Here is a 15,661-nt window from a genome sequence, read left to right as displayed (position 1 = left end):
AGTATTTCAATACCCGGGCCTTATTTTTTCAAAAACGTGGTTTTTGACCCCTTTTTAAGGGGGCTAGCTCAAGCGCTTAGTGCAAGACTGATAGCTATCCCTACACATATCAGACAAGGTTTTTCTCGGCTTCCAGCCCATTAACTCGGCAGCTAAATGAGTATCAGCAAAACTTACCCCTACATCGCCCGCCCGCCTGGCAGCTATAACTTTAGGTATAGAGCTGCCAGTGATGCGCTCATAGGTGGAAATAACGTCGTATACGCTCTGGCCAATACCGAGCCCAAGATTTAATGCAGCACACTTATCAACACCGCCCAAGAGCTCGAGGGCATCAATATGCCCCTGCGCAAGATCTGAAACATGCAAATAATCCCTAATACATGTTCCATCTGGAGTGCCCCAGTCATCGCCAAATACAGATAGCGCACTTGCCCGACCCAGTAGAACACTCTCAATCTCAGCGAAAAGAGAATGCGCATTTGAGGATACGTAATCTTGCAATAATCCAGACGCATGTTTTCCTGCGACATTGAAATACCTGAGGCTCACAGAGCTTATTGCCGGGTGCTTATTAAATTCCTGGGCAAGAAGGCGCTCCCCCTCCAATTTAGTTTCACCATAATAGTTGGCAGGTGCTGCGCTAACCCCTTCTAAGATTGGCGATATTGCATGTTGCCCATATATAGCCGCAGAGGAGCTAAAAATTATTTTCAAGCAACTATGTGCTCGCATTACTTGGAGTAAATTTTTGAAACCTTGAATATTGACATCAAAGTATTCAAGTCGCCTCTCTTCGGACTCTTGCACATCCTTCAGCCCAGCAAGATGAATAACGCTTGTTATACAGTTTCTGGAAAATACGTCCTCGAGCAGTTCAACATCCCTAATATCACCCTTAATAAATGCCGGGGTCTTACCTGAGATGGCGGCAATAACATCCAGAGTTTTAGCAGAAGAATTGGAGAGGTTATCCAAGCCCAGAACTGGGGTGGGCCCCTTCAGGAGCTCTATCCAGAGATGAGAGCCTATATAGCCAGTGGCGCCGGTCAGAAGAATCATATCTAGCAAAAGCACCTAAGTTATATACAAAAATTAAGAGAAATTTAACATACAATAATCCTATATAGATTTTGTAAAAATATAACTCTAGGGGGTAAAAATGAAGTTTTCTAACGCCAAAAATATTCTCATCCTGTTGACAGGTTTGTTCGTTGTTGCCTGCGCTACCACAACGGGTGTTTTACCTAAGGGTGATGGCGCCTATACGATCAACGTAGCCCAAGGGGATGCCGCTAAAGTAAAGTTGCGCGCTTACCAGCATGCTGAAAAATTCTGCGCCGAGAAGAGTGCCAATGGAATTGAAGTGACCAAGGAAAACTTAAGGGTTGATCCAGCCTCACCCAATACGAGCATCATTGATCTAGATTTCAAATGCCAGGGTCCAGTGAATTCTGAGTACGGCAAAAAAGTAATGAAAGAAATTCAAAAAGAAGAAGAAAAGAAAGCTAAAAAAGGAGCTGCACAGTAAGCAGGATGCACTTAGGAGCGAGGGGCAACCCCTCCTCCTTATGGCTCGCAAGTCCTAAATCATTCCGCCGTTGACGGAGATTACCTGACGAGTGATGTACGAAGCCCCTTCACTCATCAAAAAACTCACGGCTGCAGCCACCTCTTCTGGCTTACCCATTCTCTGGGCTGGCACACTCTTTATGGCAGCATCAGCAAGCTCTTGAGAAACCATGTCGGTCTCTATTAGTCCCGGCGCTACACAGTTAACGGTAATATTCCTTTTGGCCAGCTCAATAGCCAAGGCCTTGGTTGCGCCGATAATTCCAGCCTTTGAGGCGCTGTAGTTCACTTGCCCCCTGTTACCCATTACGCCTGAAACAGATGACATGGTAATAATTCTTCCCGGTCTTCTAGCTGAAACCATGGGCATAACCAAGGGATGAAGTACGTTATAAAAAGAACCTAAGTTTGTATCAATAACGCTATCCCATTCCCCACCAAGCATCGCGGGGAATGCATTGTCAGCAGTAATTCCTGCATTACAAACAACGCCATAGGGTGCACCAGCTTTCGCCAAATAATTCTCAAGGGCATCTTTAGATGCCGCCCTATCCGAAACATCAAACTGCAAAAGAGATGAATCGGTATTAAATTCTTTTTGAAGTGAGCCAGCCAATGACTCCAATTCACTCATGCTAGATCTGCAATGAAGTACTAGGTCGTAGCCTTCAGCAGCCAATTTGTAAGCAATAGCCCTGCCAATACCTTTGCTTGCACCGGTAATAAGAACGGTTTTATTTAGTTTCATTTGGATAAATATAAAGCATCATCATTCGGCTCGAACAAGGTGAGAACGCCTTCACAAATTAACTGTCCCGAGGTATCTCTAATGGCACCTGAAGCGGTAATCGTGGCCTGCCCTAGACTTTCAGGATCCAATCGAATCTCCACCAAAACCTGCTGGCCAGGAGAAAACTTAGGAATGTAAGCGGCGTAACTTCTACTACCAAGTAAGAATCCCAGCGAAGGCTTTTCAGATTTCTGTTGCTTTCTCAGTTTTGACAATACAGCCGCTGACTGCGCCATCAACTCCAGACCAACCCAAGTGCCAACACTATCCCCAGAAAATGGATAGTCATTCCTAATAGTTACTGCAACAACAGCAGAATCATCAGTGCTCGAAATCAGCTCATCCACCAAAAGCATTGGTAATGCATGCGGGAGCAATTCGGTTAATTTAGAGTTCAAACTGCTTCCAAAATGAGGGAGGTGTTGTTGCCACCAAATGCAAAATTATTAGTCATAACAACCTTAGGTGGGCTTGCATATTTACCCGCAATGTTGAGTTTTGGCAACTCGGGATCCTGCACTTCATCCCAAATATGAGGGGGTAGTCGTCCATCACCAGCAAGAGTAAGACAAGAAACTACGGCCTCAATTGCACCTGCAGCCCCAAGCGTATGTCCAGTGAGTGGCTTAGTGGAACTAACAGGGCACTTAAATCCTAATGTGCCAATAAGTCGAGACTCCATTGCATCGTTCTGCCGTGTAGCCGTACCATGTAAGTTTATATATTCAACTTGGTCAATTTCCTTGGCTGACATCTTCAGCGCATTATTGACTGCCAATGATGCGCCAAAACCACTTGGGTCTGGCGCTGAGATGTGATGACCATCAGAACTCTCACCCCATCCTGAAAGAGAGATATCCCCAGGTTGGCGACTCATTAAGAGCAATGCGCTGCCCTCTCCAATATTTATCCCAGATCTATTAAGTGATAAGGGATTGCAACGATCGGCAGATACAGACTCAATCGCAGTAAATCCCGCAACAGTAAATTTACATAGCGTATCAACTCCACCGGCGATCACTAAATCCGCCATCCCAGACTTTAATAGCCTGGCACCGCTGGTAATTGCTTTAGCACTTGATGTGCATGCCGTTGATATTCCATGCACAATTCCAGTAACGCCCAATCTATCAGCAAGGAAATTGGCGGGCGAGCAAAACAATCTCTGTGCCAAGTCAAATGTCTCTGGAAATTTATTGTTTTCCATCAAATAAGGGAAGGCGTCCTCTTCCCCGGAAATACCCGAAGTGCTTGAACCAATCACAATAGCTATACGACTTTTATCCACCCCGTTTGATAGCAGATAAAAACTATCTTCAATCCCCTGAAGGGCCGCTAAAAGTAATTGGTTATTTCTTGAGCGATGCTTTATAGGCGCTAAGCTTAGATCGGGCAACTGATCGCCAGCCAACCCCAAAAAAAGCGATCTTCCGGGGCTATATTTTTCCGTTTTCATCATCCCCGGACTAATGCCAGAAAAGAGGTTTTTACGAGTTTCTGCGATGCCATAACCCAATGGGCTAACAATCGAATAATTATTGATATAAATAGTCACTTAACTTCACTTATAACGAAATTAACTTTGTATTCTGGCTGGAATCTCTCCACCAAAACAAGATTGTTTTTATTGGCAGTCTTTTGGTGCGTAATATTTACCAAGAGCCGCTCGTCACAGTATATCTTCCCGACATCTCCATCCCTTACTAGCTGGCAGTTCTTTGGCAAGTTAGACTCCAAAGATTGCCTTGAGGAAAGCGCCAAGATGACATCGTCCAGAATCAACTGATTTGGCACATAAAATGGCAAACCAGCTCCAGTGCCCTCCGCTATAACGGCACCGTCATATGAAAGCGTAAATACTCGAACCCCAAATGACGATCCGACCACCGTTAAGCCAGATTTACGCACCTCAACTACAAGATCCATTGTGTAGGAGTCAGACCCCCTTATTAAATGCATTTGCATCTCAAGGATGCGTGGCTCACCTAATGCATTAAGGCTTGTGCCATCAGAGTCGTTCAGAAATACAGTAGAGCATGAGCTCAATGCAAGGACAGTGAGGAGCATTCCCAGCAAACGAATAATTAAATGATTACTCACCTGTATCAACTTTTTTGGCAAAAAATAGAGTTAGCAACCAAGATATTAAAACACCGAAAAGTAGCGCAATACCAAAACTATGTATTGCCGGAACGGAGCTCAAAGAAAGGCTGCCGAAGGAAATTAAGGTCATCAATGCTGCAATTGATATTGATAGCAGCACCCTCTTATCAGAAGGATACTGGAGGAGGAAGATTCCATAATCAGTACCCACGCCAAGAAGTAAGGCAAATGCAATGACAGTCATGAGTGTAATTGTTTCACCAGCTATAGTGAGAATGGCTAGAGTAAGACAAGTTGCCAAAATCGGAGGCAAAACAGCCCTCCAAGCACTCTTACCGTACTTCAAGTAAATCGCCACGAATGTTAATAAGTAGCCAAGTGCAACAACATAAGAAAAAATGGTTCTGTATCTAGCGAATACATCTGAAATTTCTTGGGGTTTATCAACCCAAAATATGTCCGGCTCCGCCAACTTAGAGAGCTTTCCTACCGCTTCTGCACTATTAACCCCAGTTAATAGAACTGCGGTTGATTTAATCGATGATGCATCCGACGCAAACCAAAGATAAGACAACCTATTGTAAAGAGGGGTATCCCGTATCTCATTAATTGTTAGCGGCGCATTGATTTGATTTTGGCTTTGCGCCCAGGCTGGGTCCATGCCAAACTCCTTAGCAATCTGCTTTGTAGCATTTGCCCTGCCCTGGGATGCGTATGCCTTACTTGCTATGTTTTGCGTAGCAGTAGATGGAACAAACCTGGTTAATGACTGATATCCAGTAATTACCCCATCCACGACAAATTTGTCTAACTGATGAGTTAGCTGCTCAGCCCTATTGAGAACCTCCTCATCAGTAGATCCGCTAACAATAAAAAATTGAGATGGACTTGGTAAATCAAGAATCTCTGAAGTTTTTATTTGCTGAGCTATCAATTCCTTATCAAAACTTGCTAGAGATTTAATATTGTCATTGGAGCGTGAGAAAAAAATACCATAAAGGGATACTAGGATCATTGCAGCAACAATCACTTTTCGAGCTGCAATTGCAATTCGATAATTTTTGGGTTGAATGAAATGAACCAGCGCAAAAGAACTGCCCGCACTAAAACGTAATTTATTGACGTGTGGAAAAATCAGAACTACGGTTAACCAAGCGGCCGATATACCGGCTATAGAAAAAACCGCCATCTGAGATAACACCGGAAATGGTGTAATGGCCATCAAAAAGTAACCTATTGCCGTTGTAATTAAAGCCAGGAACATTCCAGGCAATAGATAGCGCCTTCTCTCAAGCGGATTTTTATTGTCTTCAATTGAAGCGGTTAGCCAATATAGGCAATAGTCAACAGACATTCCTATTAAGCTTGTGCCGAAAGCTAGCGTCAAAATATAGACTTTTGGAAAGATGAAAAAACATGCCAGGACGGCATACATAAAACCAATCGAGACAGTTAGCAAAACAAATCCAACCGCATAAAGACTTCTGAAGATAAAAACTATCAGAAGCAATGCGGAGATGCCGGAAATTAATCCAATCAATGAAATATCTGCTTCGATTGATTTTGAAGTGTCAGAGGCAAAGAAAATAACCCCGGCCTTAAGAGCGTCCACTCCTTGGTGCTTGAGTTTGGTCCCCCTAATCGCAGCATTGATTGCATCAGCAAGAACAACCTGGGCAGACAATGAATCCACAGAGGCATTAATCTCCATAGGCAAAACGACATAAGAGACTCCCGCCCTCTCAACAACCAGACCATCGCCATAAGGCCTCACCTTAGTCACGCCACCTAGTCTGTATAGCCAATCACCCAGCAGGCCGAAGGGATCATCCTTCCAGGGAATGAGCGAATTACCCATGGAATAAGCCATCGCATTAGACTTATCAAGCCAAAAAGGTGCTGCCTGACTATCTAGCTGCGCAATGTCATCCGGAGTGAGCAGTCCGGACTTATGGGATAGAAGCTTGGATACGTATTCAGAGTAGCCATCTTGCGGAGGTGCGCTCTTGACAGCCAAGCCCTCAATTAAGGACTTGAACGTTTTTTCCGCCTCTATAGATACCTCAAGCTTGCTTGAACTCAATAGTACAACCAGTGATCTTTCGCCATTTTTGGCTACACGGTCAATAAACTCCTCGGCCACAACATTTCGCTCTGATTTTGGAAGCAGCGAAAAAACATTACCATCTAACCGAGTAGAAATAAGTTGGAGGTTAAAAGCTGTCCAAATAGCAAACCCAAGGGTTGCAGAAAGAAAAAGGGCCGCTAGGGCCTTACTGGAATTGAAGTGCTTCATCGTTACTAAGAGCTGGTGCTAAACGCACATCAGAAAAGATCACCTCCGTTAAGTCGCCATCTTTTGATGCGAAGCTAATACGGCTAATTGCAGAGCTACCAACAATCGAAATTTTCTTAAAAGGCATTGAGACTGTGTTTTTAGGTGTTAATTGAAGATTCCAGTCTTTGGCTGTTACTTCACCAGAGTAATTGAACAACTTCTCTAGCGCACTCATATCGCCAGAAAAAATAGCTAGGACCAATTCGTTGATGTACTTAACCGATGGCTCGCTGCGAGCGTCCAAATTCATCAACACACCACTCTTATTTCCCATGCGAATTCCTGAGTCAAATACTTTAAGGGTTTGATAAATAGGTTTCTCCGTAACCCATACAACTCCCTTGCCCTTGTCAACGATGAAGAATCCCTCAGAATTTAACTTTTTACTGACGCCTGAAAGAGTTTTGCTTTGGGCAAACTTTCCGCGGACCGTAGGGGATGCGCTGACTAAAGCACTAATTTGAGTTACTAATGAATCAGCGTAAACAGAACCGGCAACTAAACACAAGATAAGGACCATGAAGCTCTTGGTAATCCTATTCATGATTGACGCCTCGCTGCCAAAAAGGATAAAAGTTAAACCATTGGAAAGGAGACTTTAAGCATCCCTCCTCCAACCTATTAGCAAAGGCTTGCGCAGCATCTTGAATCGACCCTGATTTATCTTCCCCACCTAATTCGGAAATTGTGCAACAGGATAGCTCGTACTTCTCCCCAACCTTAATTGAAATTAATGAAAATAGAGGGCACCCTAAGGTTTTGGCCAGCATGTATGCACCAACGGGGAATTCAGCCTTAGAGCCCATGAAATTCACGGTGACCGTATTTCCCCACAACAAAGGAACGCGATCACCTGCTATTGCTATCAAGCCACCCTTTTCAATCTTTTCAGATAAGAGCATTGCATCATGCATCGAAAATTTAGATACCTGAATAATATTTAACGCACTTTCAGGGTTGATCGACTTTAAAAGCTGATTGAATTTGACGGCATGACTTGTATGCACTAGAACAGTCAAATTAATATCGGGGTACAACTGTCCAATAGCCCTACAAAAATCTAAATTTCCCAAATGCGACACAGCAACAACCGCGCCATGCCCCGCATTAGCGTGAGAATGAAATTCTTCCAAGCCTTCCAATGAATAAGGAAGATCATCAATTCGACCGCTCCAAATAATCAACTTATCTAGAATGCACTCACCGAATGCATATAAATGCCTAAAGACATTCAATGAGCTTGGCTTTGGAGACTTACATCCGCTATATACATAAAGCCTACTTAAATAATCTCGAGATGATTCTCTAGCAACCCTACTGGCTAGAAAAAACCATGAAATAACAGGGTAAAGAATAATTAATACAGGCACCCTCCCAAAAACCCTATATATGAAAAATAGGATTTTCAGTCCAAAGGAGGCCGAGACCTCATTTATGTCAGCCCAATGTATCAAGCTACAAACTTTCTAAAAAGAAGTTTTGGTGAATTTATTAGCATTCCAAAAAACAACCTGAAATGCATCTTGGTTATCAAAAAATTATCATTAAACAATTGAAAATGGGATACCCCATCAATGGGATACCGCACCCCTACCGGCATCTGCTCAACTCGCAAACCAGCCCACTGGGATCTAACAAGTATTTCAATATCAAAATCCATTCTCTGCCCGAACTTATCTCGGGAATCGATAACTTCTAAAGTTTTTCTCAGGGGGTATATGCGAAATCCACACATCGAGTCTTTAATTTCCAACGAAAGTGTATGGATCCAAACCAAAATATGCGTTGCATATCTCCACAACTTCCGATTAGTAGGTACCGTTTCGTCATATGCAGGCATTCCAGAAATAATTGCTTCGGGATTCTGTTGAGACAGCTTAATTAGCTCTGGAATTTTTGTTAAATCATGCTGCCCATCAGCATCTACCTGAAATGCATGTGTGTAACCCTGCTTTAGCGCCTCCCTCATTCCAGAGATTACCGCAGCTCCTTTGCCTCCGTTAAGAGCACGAGTTACCAACTGCACTCCTGGCAACTGAATCAGAGGTAATAGGCTTTGCTTTGCCTGCTCCCCACTTCCATCATCAACAAGAATAATATTGAGCTTGTAAGGCAGTAACTGGTTAACCACGGATCCAATAGCATCCGGATGGTTGTAGTACGGTATCAGAACGCAAAGATTCATTACTCCGCGCTCCTAAACTTCACAATGCCACTGGAATAGACAGTATCGGAACTGTGATATTGATATTTTAGATTCTTTGCCTCAGGGTTCAATTCCAATCTGAGGCGAATTATTTGATTCGGCTTGATAAATTTTTGAAACTTCACTTGAGACATACCCGAGAAGACCTGATTTTTAACCAAATGTCCTTCTGCAGCGGTAATTGCCCATTCGATTAATGCCACGCCAGGAACAATCGGGAAACCATCAAAGTGTCCGTTAAAGCAATCTAGACTTTTGAGCATATCTAAAACTAATTCAATAGAATTTTCCTCAACTTGACGACTGATGATGATGGGAGCCTTTAATTTCTCAGAAAATAAGCCATCTAAGCCTGCCTTTAAAACCTTGCCCAGACTATTTTTTGGGAACTCCTCTACAAATCTCCACCTTCTTGGTATAGCAATTGAATTGACTTTGCCTCGCAACAACTCTTTCAGGCTATTAATTAATCGCAATCTTCCATCGACTTCCAGAGTTTTAAGGCCTATAGGGCTTAACTTTAGTACTGCGCCCAATTGGGCTCTTCTCCCGTTCTCTATGTCGCTAATTAGGCAGTCTTCTATAAAGCTAGATTCCTTAATAGACGCTACAAGCTGACTTAAGGAAACCCTAGTGCCTTCAATTTTGATAATTCGATCAGCCCTTCCAAGGATTTCAAAAGAATTGCCATTTTGGCGTGCTAAATCGGATGTAGGGAACCAGTCATCGCTAGGGCAAAACTTGGATTTAATTTGCAGCACATCCTCGACTGGCTTTTTAAACTCCACTCCCGCCTGAACTTGCCAAGGCATTGCGGGTGAACTTCGCCAGGCAATATGTCCAGTTTCAGAGCTACCGTAAATATCAACAACCCTAGTTTTTGTAATTGCATTGACTGTAGAGAAGATGGAATCCTCAAGAATTCCTCCAGCACTAAAAATCGACTGAATCCCAGGGCCAATATTTTTATGCTGAGCAGTTGTATCTGCAATACTTTTTAAAAATGATGGGCTAGTTATGAATACCTGCTGATTTAAGGTATTCCACTCATGTCCGCCTTTGATCGCGAACCTGGACAGCGTCGAGCCTCGCGACACCGCCCAAAAGACACCAAAAGGCATTCCAAAAAAATGCTGGTGACTCACAGATCTATAAAACACAACATTCTTTGCGATCTTCTCACCAAATGTGAACTCAAGAGCATCTACCTCATTCTCAAGTTGACGCAACGTTTTATCTATTAGTACCGGCTCGCCAGTTGATCCCGAAGTAAAGACTCCTAATGCATCAAAGCTTGAATCAACTTCAATAAATTCTGAATTGTCGACTTGAGTACTTGCGTCCCACCCGATTAGATCCGGCTCATCAAACTCACCGAGTTTGAACCAGCTGGAAAACCCAGGGCTAATTGCAATATTTTTATCAACGGGGACCAGCACTTTTCGCCTCTCCTGCCAGGCTGCTAGCAACCAAACCAGAAAGATATAAGCATCAGAATGAAATAAAGCAATTTCTGTATTGGGGATACCCTTAATGGACCCCCTTGCCTTTGCTACATCGCCCTTAAGTCTGCCAAGGGTTATGCCATCATCAGTAATGAGTAAGTCATCATGACCGCTGACTAGCAAGACCGATAGTTTATGGCTAAGCACTTTTTATATACCTTTTACGGCAATAAAACTCTCCAGCAAACATGAGCCCCATCAGTCCATATGAAATTGCACCGTTGTAGATAGACCAATAAAACTTATCTTCTAGTAAGACCGTAATAAATGCTGCGCAACCATTCATGGCAAAAAATAATACCCAAGCAAGCGTAACCTTCCTTGCATAAGGAATCTCCAGATCGGAGAATTTAGGATCCCGTAATCGAGCAATCTTCTCTACGATAGTCTGCGGTCTATATAGGCTTGAAGCAAATACAAACAATAGAACTGCATTCACCATTACTGGATAGAAGTAGACAAAATCAGGAGTCTGTAGCAATAAAGAAGCGCAGCCAAGAACTAAAGCTATAAGTGCGAGAGCCTTGCCCCAGTAGGGATTTTTTTTAAGGAAAATGAGGGGAATAAGAAAAATTCCGGCTACCCAAAACGGTATCCCGAAAAACTTGAATACCCAGATCGATATTGGCAGCAAAATTGCCAGCAGAAATTCCATTGACTTCCATTTATTAAGTTAAGAACTTACTTTGTTCTATTTTCAGCAACGAACTTAGCTAAAGTTGCAACGGAATAGAAATGCTTTCCTTCAGTTTTTGTTACGTTTGTTAACTCAAGTCCATACTTTTTCTGAAGAGCAACCCCCAGCTCCAGAGCGTCGATAGAATCCAAGCCAAGACCATCAGCAAATAGCGATTCTTCAGAGGAGATATCCTCTGGTTGATAGTCTTCTAAATTTAAACTACTTATGATTAATTTCTTAATCTCTAATTCCAGGTCGCTCATATTCTCTTAGTTCGTGCAAATAATATTCTTCTAGGTACTCAGTTAATTCTTTGGTTGCCAAGATAAGCTCATCACCAGACCCAACTTTTGTGGCAACCTTAATCTCTTCCATCACGGAAACAGTGAATACAGGCTTACTCAATGGCACCTTGTACCAACTATGATCTTTTCTCAGAACTGGCTCAGAGGTAACTATTAATACCGGTGTTATATCAAAACCACCTTTTAATGCTATGTAGGCCGCCCCCCGCTTAAAAACAGCCTCCCCCAAAACCTTTGTTCTGGTTCCCTCGGGGAATATTATCAAATTATCACCAGCGCTTATAGATTCTATAGATTTTCTAATTAACTCTGGACCCTCAACGTTACGCATTAGCCCGGCTATTTTGGCTAAACCATACATACATGGGTTATTAAATAAGCTGGACTTAATAATTCCATTTGGGTTTTCGATTAACGCAATCAATATAACTGCATCGATCAAACTGGGGTGATTTGCTAGAACTAAACGCCCGCCTGATTTCAAGCGATACATGTTTTTTGCCTCTAAATTCATTACGCCTAAAAACTGCATACCCCATAAAAAGCATTGAAATGATTTTTTGAGCAATATCTTTCCGATTTTTCTACGGGACTCACTGTCATTCGTAAGGACCAAAATGGGAATTAAAGCGAAAGTCAGCAATACTCCGCCGAGCCCAAATATGGTGAATGAAAGGCCGGTCGCAAAAATGCGCCAGTAGCGATTCAAAGCCCTTCCCTCTTTAACATCCAAGAGGTCCTGCCAATGGCACATTCACACAAACGATCGTCAGATAATAAGAATCGAAACGCCTGGAGGTTGGTGGATAGCTCAGCAGAAACTAATCTACATTGCTCATTCCCAGAAAATGAGAGTGACATATTTCCCGTCGGAACAAGATCAATGGCATAGGCGTAAGATTCATCGGCAAAGTCGCAATATTGCCTGTACTCGTTAGATACAGCTTCCTCAGTAACGATGATGCGCACTATCTGTTCGCCGCATGCAAACAACCCCAGCGCCTCAATGATGGCCGAGAATACCCCCGCCTCAGAAGATATGGCAAGAACATTTGAGTGCATCTTCTTATCTATCGTGTACAAACTGGGGATTGCATTATGAACAGCTAAGCTAAAAGATTGTGGTGATAGAGCACCGGTTTCCGCTAACTCCTTGAGCAACTCGTAGCACCTCTCAGACTCGCCCAGCCTGCTACAAAAAATAATTGGGGAACTAGTGTCCGGTAAGTTATAAGCAGTCTCTAAGGCCATGCTACCAAGACGTTTCAATCTTCTTCGATTGATTGGCTGCATTCCCTCCACCTTTGGCTTGTCTGCACCATTGGGCGTAAAGGGATTCTTAGCCCATGACAACCATTCTTCTTGAGTTCTTAGGGATGAGCTCCAGGCCGACCAAGCTTTAAGCCCAAATTTAGCAGAAGAATTCATTCAGTTGCCGACCTAATTAGCAGATTTAAATACTAAAACTGCGTTACTACCGCCAAAGGCAAATGAGTTTGATATTGCCGCTTTCAGATTTAACTTATTGTTATCGCCGACTTTTATGTGACGCACCCCTTCGCAAGCGGGATCAATATCTTTCAAATTAGCCGTTGGGGGAACCATTCCATTCCTAATGGAGAGAATAGTAATTACAGCCTCTATAGCTCCAGACGCACCCATCAGGTGACCATGCGTCGATTTAGTAGAGCTGACAGCCAAATCCTTGGCTCGATTTCCAAATACCGTTCTAAGCGCCTCAATCTCACTAGGATCACCCTCTACAGTTGCGGTACCGTGAGCATTTATATAACCAATATCCTCAGGCGCAATGCCGGCATCATTTAGGGCTAGAGAAATAGCAGCAACCTGTCCATTCGGATCAGGTTTGACTAAATTTGCATGATCACAATTCGCCCCATAACCAGCCAACTCCGCAATGATTGGAGCATTTCTAGCAACAGCATGCTCCCAGTCCTCAAGAATGAGTGCTGCGGCCCCCTCTCCCAGGACAAGGCCTGAGCGACTTTTGTCAAATGGGCGGCAAGCATTGGGGGATGTTTCCTCATCACCTGGAGAGAGCACGCGCATACCATCCCAGGCGCGTATTACCCCATATATCAGCGGCGTATCAGATCCGCCAGCAACCATAGCATTAGCCTCGCCATCACGAATTCTTCTATAAGCCTCGCCAATTGCAGCTGACGCTGATGAACAAGCAACTGTATAACTTAATGAGGAGTTTCCAAGCCCAAGCTGAATGGCAATATGCGAAGAGCAGGCATTGTTCATCCCCATCACTACCGATAGCGGTGGCAAACGCTCTCTTCCGTTAAGCCACATCTCTTTTAAGCCTTGTTCATAAATACGGGTTCCTCCAAGAGCTGTACCCCAAGAGACGCCAATATCAGGCTTATGCGATCTATCGTTAATATCAAAACCGGCATTAGTCCAAGCGTCAAACGCTGCAACTAAACCCATCTGCGAAAACTTATCCATAGAAATGGTTCTGGGTTTACCCAGAATCTCATCACCATTAAAACTTGCGCAATAAACAGCAGGGATTGAAATCGGGACGGGGATATCGTTTGTAGAGTAATGGCGTATAGACGACTCTCCACGTATAGTGCGGTCGAAAAAACTACCGATAGAATTACCTAGTGGATCAACCAATCCAACGCCGGTAATAGCAACCCGTCTCTTCATGATGAAGATCTCAGTTAATTATGATTTTGGAATGAATGGCTCAATGACTGCGAGCAATTCACGTATTGTCGTTGGCTTTTCTGAGATATCAGGTATTTTGACTTTGTATTTGTCTTCAAAATCAAAAAGTAATTCAATTTGCATGAGCGAGTCAATACCAAGATCATCCAGCGAGGAATCTAGCGAAACTTTATCTTTCTCAATACCAAGACGCTCATGAAGTAATTCTTGCATCGTTTCTAGTGCGATATTGCTCATATTTACCCAATATTATTATTCTCATGATTATAAATCTTAGTGCTATATTGGAATTAATTAGCTTGAATTCAAAGTTTAACCTCCATAAAGGAATTTGATGAAATTGCGATCCCTAGCCCTTCTTATCTCAGCCCTTCTATTAAGTGCCTGCGTTAATAGGCAGTCAGTCACAGTTGCCCCAACGACGGATATGCAAGCGCTAAAGACAATCTACGTTGTCCACCAACCAAAAGATAAAGAGCGGATTGACACCTTAATTGCGGACAACTTGCGTCTGAGAGGCGTAAAAGCTAGTAATGGTGATGGACCCGCACCAAGCAATGCTGATGCAGTAATTACTTATGTGGATAAATGGATGTGGGATATCACTATGTATCTTCTCCAATTAACAGTAACAGTGCGAGATCCCAAAACCGATTTCCCAATGGCAACGGCTAGCTCATATCACACGTCCCTGACTCGCCTATCTCCTGTTGAGATGGTCAATGAAACCATTGGAAATATTTACAACGGCAAAGTTACTGAGCCTGCACCGCTTAAATAAAAACCACCAGAAGGTGGTTTTTATTTACTTAAGCTGCTTAGTTATTTCTTAGCAGAATGCAAATGCCAGTATGGCCGGATCATCCAAGAATGCATTAGAAGTGTAGATACTTGCCCGATACAGCCAGGCATGCCCCACTTCGATGATCTCTATTACTCGCTCCATTAGCCGAGGTAATCCGCTTTACCAAGTTCAACACCGTTGTGACGCAAGATGTTGTAAGTCGTCGTAACGTGGAAGTAAAAGTTTGGAATGATCCAAGTGAGTACATATTGCTCACCCACAAACTCAAAGCTCCACTCTTTAATCGAGAACTTAATCTCTTTTGCTTCTGTGCCGTCAATCTGCTCTGGCTTAATACTATCCATAAAAGCGATTGTTTTAGCAATGCGCTCTTTTAATTGAGCAAGCGTGCTTTCGGTATCGTCAAACTTAGGCGCTTCAACACTAGCCAAACGCGCCAAACCAAACTTCACCTGATCACAAGCAATCTGCACCTGCTTGGCCAAAGGAAACATATCCGGAAATAAGCGCGCCTCCACCAAGACCTTGCCATCGATTCCTTTTGCGGCTGCATGCTCTTCAGCCTTCGTCAAAATAGTGGTCAGGTTGACCAGCATTTTCTTTAACTGAGGAACCGATGCTTGGTACATGGAGATTGCCATAAATACTTTCT

19 protein-coding genes are annotated in these 15,661 nt (G+C 43.2%); 2 read left to right on the top strand and 17 right to left on the bottom strand.

Going from position 1 to position 15,661, the window contains the following annotated elements; all coding sequences use genetic code 11:
* Positions 1 to 63: 63 nt before the first annotated feature.
* Positions 64 to 1,062 carry a UDP-glucose 4-epimerase GalE gene (gene galE, locus ICN14_RS01765; protein ID WP_216224401.1) on the bottom strand — a complete coding sequence of 333 codons (999 nt, stop codon included), beginning with the start codon at positions 1,060 to 1,062 and terminating at the stop codon, positions 64 to 66.
* Positions 1,063 to 1,162: 100 nt separating this feature from the next.
* On the opposite strand from galE, the gene ICN14_RS01760 reads away from it, so the two are divergent.
* The gene (locus ICN14_RS01760; RefSeq protein WP_216224398.1) at positions 1,163 to 1,531 is read left to right on the top strand and encodes a hypothetical protein; all 369 of its coding nucleotides are present in this window, start codon (positions 1,163 to 1,165) and stop codon (positions 1,529 to 1,531) included.
* Positions 1,532 to 1,585: 54 nt separating this feature from the next.
* Here the strand turns inward: ICN14_RS01760 and fabG are convergent, their stop codons facing one another.
* From fabG to ICN14_RS01685, 15 genes are all read right to left on the bottom strand, one after another.
* Entirely contained in the window at positions 1,586 to 2,320 is a 735-nt protein-coding gene (fabG, locus tag ICN14_RS01755) for a 3-oxoacyl-ACP reductase FabG (RefSeq protein ID WP_216224396.1), read from the bottom strand.
* Complete coding sequence (locus ICN14_RS01750) at positions 2,317 to 2,760, bottom strand: hypothetical protein (RefSeq protein ID WP_216224394.1); 444 nt, start codon at positions 2,758 to 2,760, stop codon at positions 2,317 to 2,319. Before ICN14_RS01750 ends, fabG begins: the two co-directional genes overlap by 4 nt.
* Positions 2,757 to 3,917, bottom strand: coding sequence for a beta-ketoacyl-ACP synthase (locus ICN14_RS01745; RefSeq protein WP_216224393.1), 1,161 nt, complete (start codon positions 3,915 to 3,917; stop codon positions 2,757 to 2,759). The genes ICN14_RS01750 and ICN14_RS01745 overlap by 4 nt, the downstream gene beginning before the upstream one ends.
* On the bottom strand, positions 3,914 to 4,462 hold the full coding sequence (locus ICN14_RS01740; RefSeq protein WP_216224391.1) for a DUF3261 domain-containing protein: 549 nt from the start codon (positions 4,460 to 4,462) through the stop codon (positions 3,914 to 3,916). Before ICN14_RS01740 ends, ICN14_RS01745 begins: the two co-directional genes overlap by 4 nt.
* Entirely contained in the window at positions 4,455 to 6,608 is a 2,154-nt protein-coding gene (locus ICN14_RS01735; RefSeq protein WP_216224389.1) for an MMPL family transporter, read from the bottom strand. Before ICN14_RS01735 ends, ICN14_RS01740 begins: the two co-directional genes overlap by 8 nt.
* 130 nt (positions 6,609 to 6,738) lie before the next feature.
* On the bottom strand, positions 6,739 to 7,347 hold the full coding sequence (locus ICN14_RS01730) for an outer membrane lipoprotein carrier protein LolA (protein WP_216224387.1): 609 nt from the start codon (positions 7,345 to 7,347) through the stop codon (positions 6,739 to 6,741).
* A complete protein-coding gene (locus ICN14_RS01725) occupies positions 7,340 to 8,038 on the bottom strand; it encodes an acyltransferase (protein WP_216224385.1) in 699 nt (232 codons plus the stop codon). The genes ICN14_RS01730 and ICN14_RS01725 overlap by 8 nt, the downstream gene beginning before the upstream one ends.
* A gap of 215 nt (positions 8,039 to 8,253) precedes the next feature.
* Entirely contained in the window at positions 8,254 to 8,988 is a 735-nt protein-coding gene (locus tag ICN14_RS01720; RefSeq protein WP_216224384.1) for a glycosyltransferase family 2 protein, read from the bottom strand.
* A complete protein-coding gene (locus tag ICN14_RS01715; RefSeq protein WP_216224383.1) occupies positions 8,988 to 10,661 on the bottom strand; it encodes an AMP-binding protein in 1,674 nt (557 codons plus the stop codon). The genes ICN14_RS01720 and ICN14_RS01715 overlap by 1 nt, the downstream gene beginning before the upstream one ends.
* Entirely contained in the window at positions 10,654 to 11,169 is a 516-nt protein-coding gene (locus ICN14_RS01710) for a septation protein IspZ (RefSeq protein WP_216224382.1), read from the bottom strand. Before ICN14_RS01710 ends, ICN14_RS01715 begins: the two co-directional genes overlap by 8 nt.
* Positions 11,170 to 11,195: 26 nt before the next feature.
* Entirely contained in the window at positions 11,196 to 11,456 is a 261-nt protein-coding gene (locus tag ICN14_RS01705; protein WP_216224381.1) for a phosphopantetheine-binding protein, read from the bottom strand.
* Entirely contained in the window at positions 11,431 to 12,207 is a 777-nt protein-coding gene (locus ICN14_RS01700; protein ID WP_216224380.1) for a 1-acyl-sn-glycerol-3-phosphate acyltransferase, read from the bottom strand. Before ICN14_RS01700 ends, ICN14_RS01705 begins: the two co-directional genes overlap by 26 nt.
* Positions 12,204 to 12,926 (bottom strand): beta-ketoacyl synthase chain length factor, encoded by a 723-nt coding sequence (locus tag ICN14_RS01695; protein ID WP_216224378.1) that lies wholly within the window; start codon positions 12,924 to 12,926, stop codon positions 12,204 to 12,206. The genes ICN14_RS01700 and ICN14_RS01695 overlap by 4 nt, the downstream gene beginning before the upstream one ends.
* Positions 12,927 to 12,938: 12 nt before the next feature.
* The gene (locus ICN14_RS01690; RefSeq protein WP_216863195.1) at positions 12,939 to 14,183 is read right to left on the bottom strand and encodes a beta-ketoacyl synthase; all 1,245 of its coding nucleotides are present in this window, start codon (positions 14,181 to 14,183) and stop codon (positions 12,939 to 12,941) included.
* Positions 14,184 to 14,201: 18 nt separating this feature from the next.
* The gene (locus ICN14_RS01685) at positions 14,202 to 14,441 is read right to left on the bottom strand and encodes a phosphopantetheine-binding protein (protein ID WP_216224376.1); all 240 of its coding nucleotides are present in this window, start codon (positions 14,439 to 14,441) and stop codon (positions 14,202 to 14,204) included.
* Positions 14,442 to 14,538: 97 nt separating this feature from the next.
* Between ICN14_RS01685 and ICN14_RS01680 the strand changes: the two genes are divergently transcribed.
* The gene (locus ICN14_RS01680; protein WP_216224374.1) at positions 14,539 to 14,985 is read left to right on the top strand and encodes a hypothetical protein; all 447 of its coding nucleotides are present in this window, start codon (positions 14,539 to 14,541) and stop codon (positions 14,983 to 14,985) included.
* Positions 14,986 to 15,149: 164 nt separating this feature from the next.
* Here the strand turns inward: ICN14_RS01680 and ICN14_RS01675 are convergent, their stop codons facing one another.
* Positions 15,150 to 15,650, bottom strand: coding sequence for a DUF1993 family protein (locus ICN14_RS01675; protein ID WP_216133530.1), 501 nt, complete (start codon positions 15,648 to 15,650; stop codon positions 15,150 to 15,152).
* Between the last annotated feature and the right edge of the window lie 11 nt (positions 15,651 to 15,661).

The organism is Polynucleobacter sp. MG-27-Goln-C1, from assembly GCF_018881905.1.
In the GTDB taxonomy this organism is placed as follows: domain Bacteria; phylum Pseudomonadota; class Gammaproteobacteria; order Burkholderiales; family Burkholderiaceae; genus Polynucleobacter.
Note: the sequence above shows the minus strand (reverse complement) of the source record. Positions and strands in the feature narration are given on the sequence as shown.

What these genes read in the sequence shown, in the direction of transcription:
- ICN14_RS01685 (WP_216224376.1), bottom strand. Translation starts at nt 14,441, where the DNA reads ATGAGCAATATCGCACTAGAAACGATGCAAGAATTACTTCATGAGCGT.
- ICN14_RS01695 (WP_216224378.1), bottom strand. Translation starts at nt 12,926, where the DNA reads ATGAATTCTTCTGCTAAATTTGGGCTTAAAGCTTGGTCGGCCTGGAGC.
- ICN14_RS01730 (WP_216224387.1), bottom strand. Translation starts at nt 7,347, where the DNA reads ATGAATAGGATTACCAAGAGCTTCATGGTCCTTATCTTGTGTTTAGTT.
- ICN14_RS01690 (WP_216863195.1), bottom strand. Translation starts at nt 14,183, where the DNA reads ATGAAGAGACGGGTTGCTATTACCGGCGTTGGATTGGTTGATCCACTA.
- ICN14_RS01710 (WP_216224382.1), bottom strand. Translation starts at nt 11,169, where the DNA reads ATGGAATTTCTGCTGGCAATTTTGCTGCCAATATCGATCTGGGTATTC.
- ICN14_RS01675 (WP_216133530.1), bottom strand. Translation starts at nt 15,650, where the DNA reads ATGGCAATCTCCATGTACCAAGCATCGGTTCCTCAGTTAAAGAAAATG.
- ICN14_RS01760 (WP_216224398.1), top strand. Translation starts at nt 1,163, where the DNA reads ATGAAGTTTTCTAACGCCAAAAATATTCTCATCCTGTTGACAGGTTTG.
- ICN14_RS01680 (WP_216224374.1), top strand. Translation starts at nt 14,539, where the DNA reads ATGAAATTGCGATCCCTAGCCCTTCTTATCTCAGCCCTTCTATTAAGT.
- ICN14_RS01705 (WP_216224381.1), bottom strand. Translation starts at nt 11,456, where the DNA reads ATGAGCGACCTGGAATTAGAGATTAAGAAATTAATCATAAGTAGTTTA.
- galE (WP_216224401.1), bottom strand. Translation starts at nt 1,062, where the DNA reads ATGATTCTTCTGACCGGCGCCACTGGCTATATAGGCTCTCATCTCTGG.
- ICN14_RS01720 (WP_216224384.1), bottom strand. Translation starts at nt 8,988, where the DNA reads ATGAATCTTTGCGTTCTGATACCGTACTACAACCATCCGGATGCTATT.
- fabG (WP_216224396.1), bottom strand. Translation starts at nt 2,320, where the DNA reads ATGAAACTAAATAAAACCGTTCTTATTACCGGTGCAAGCAAAGGTATT.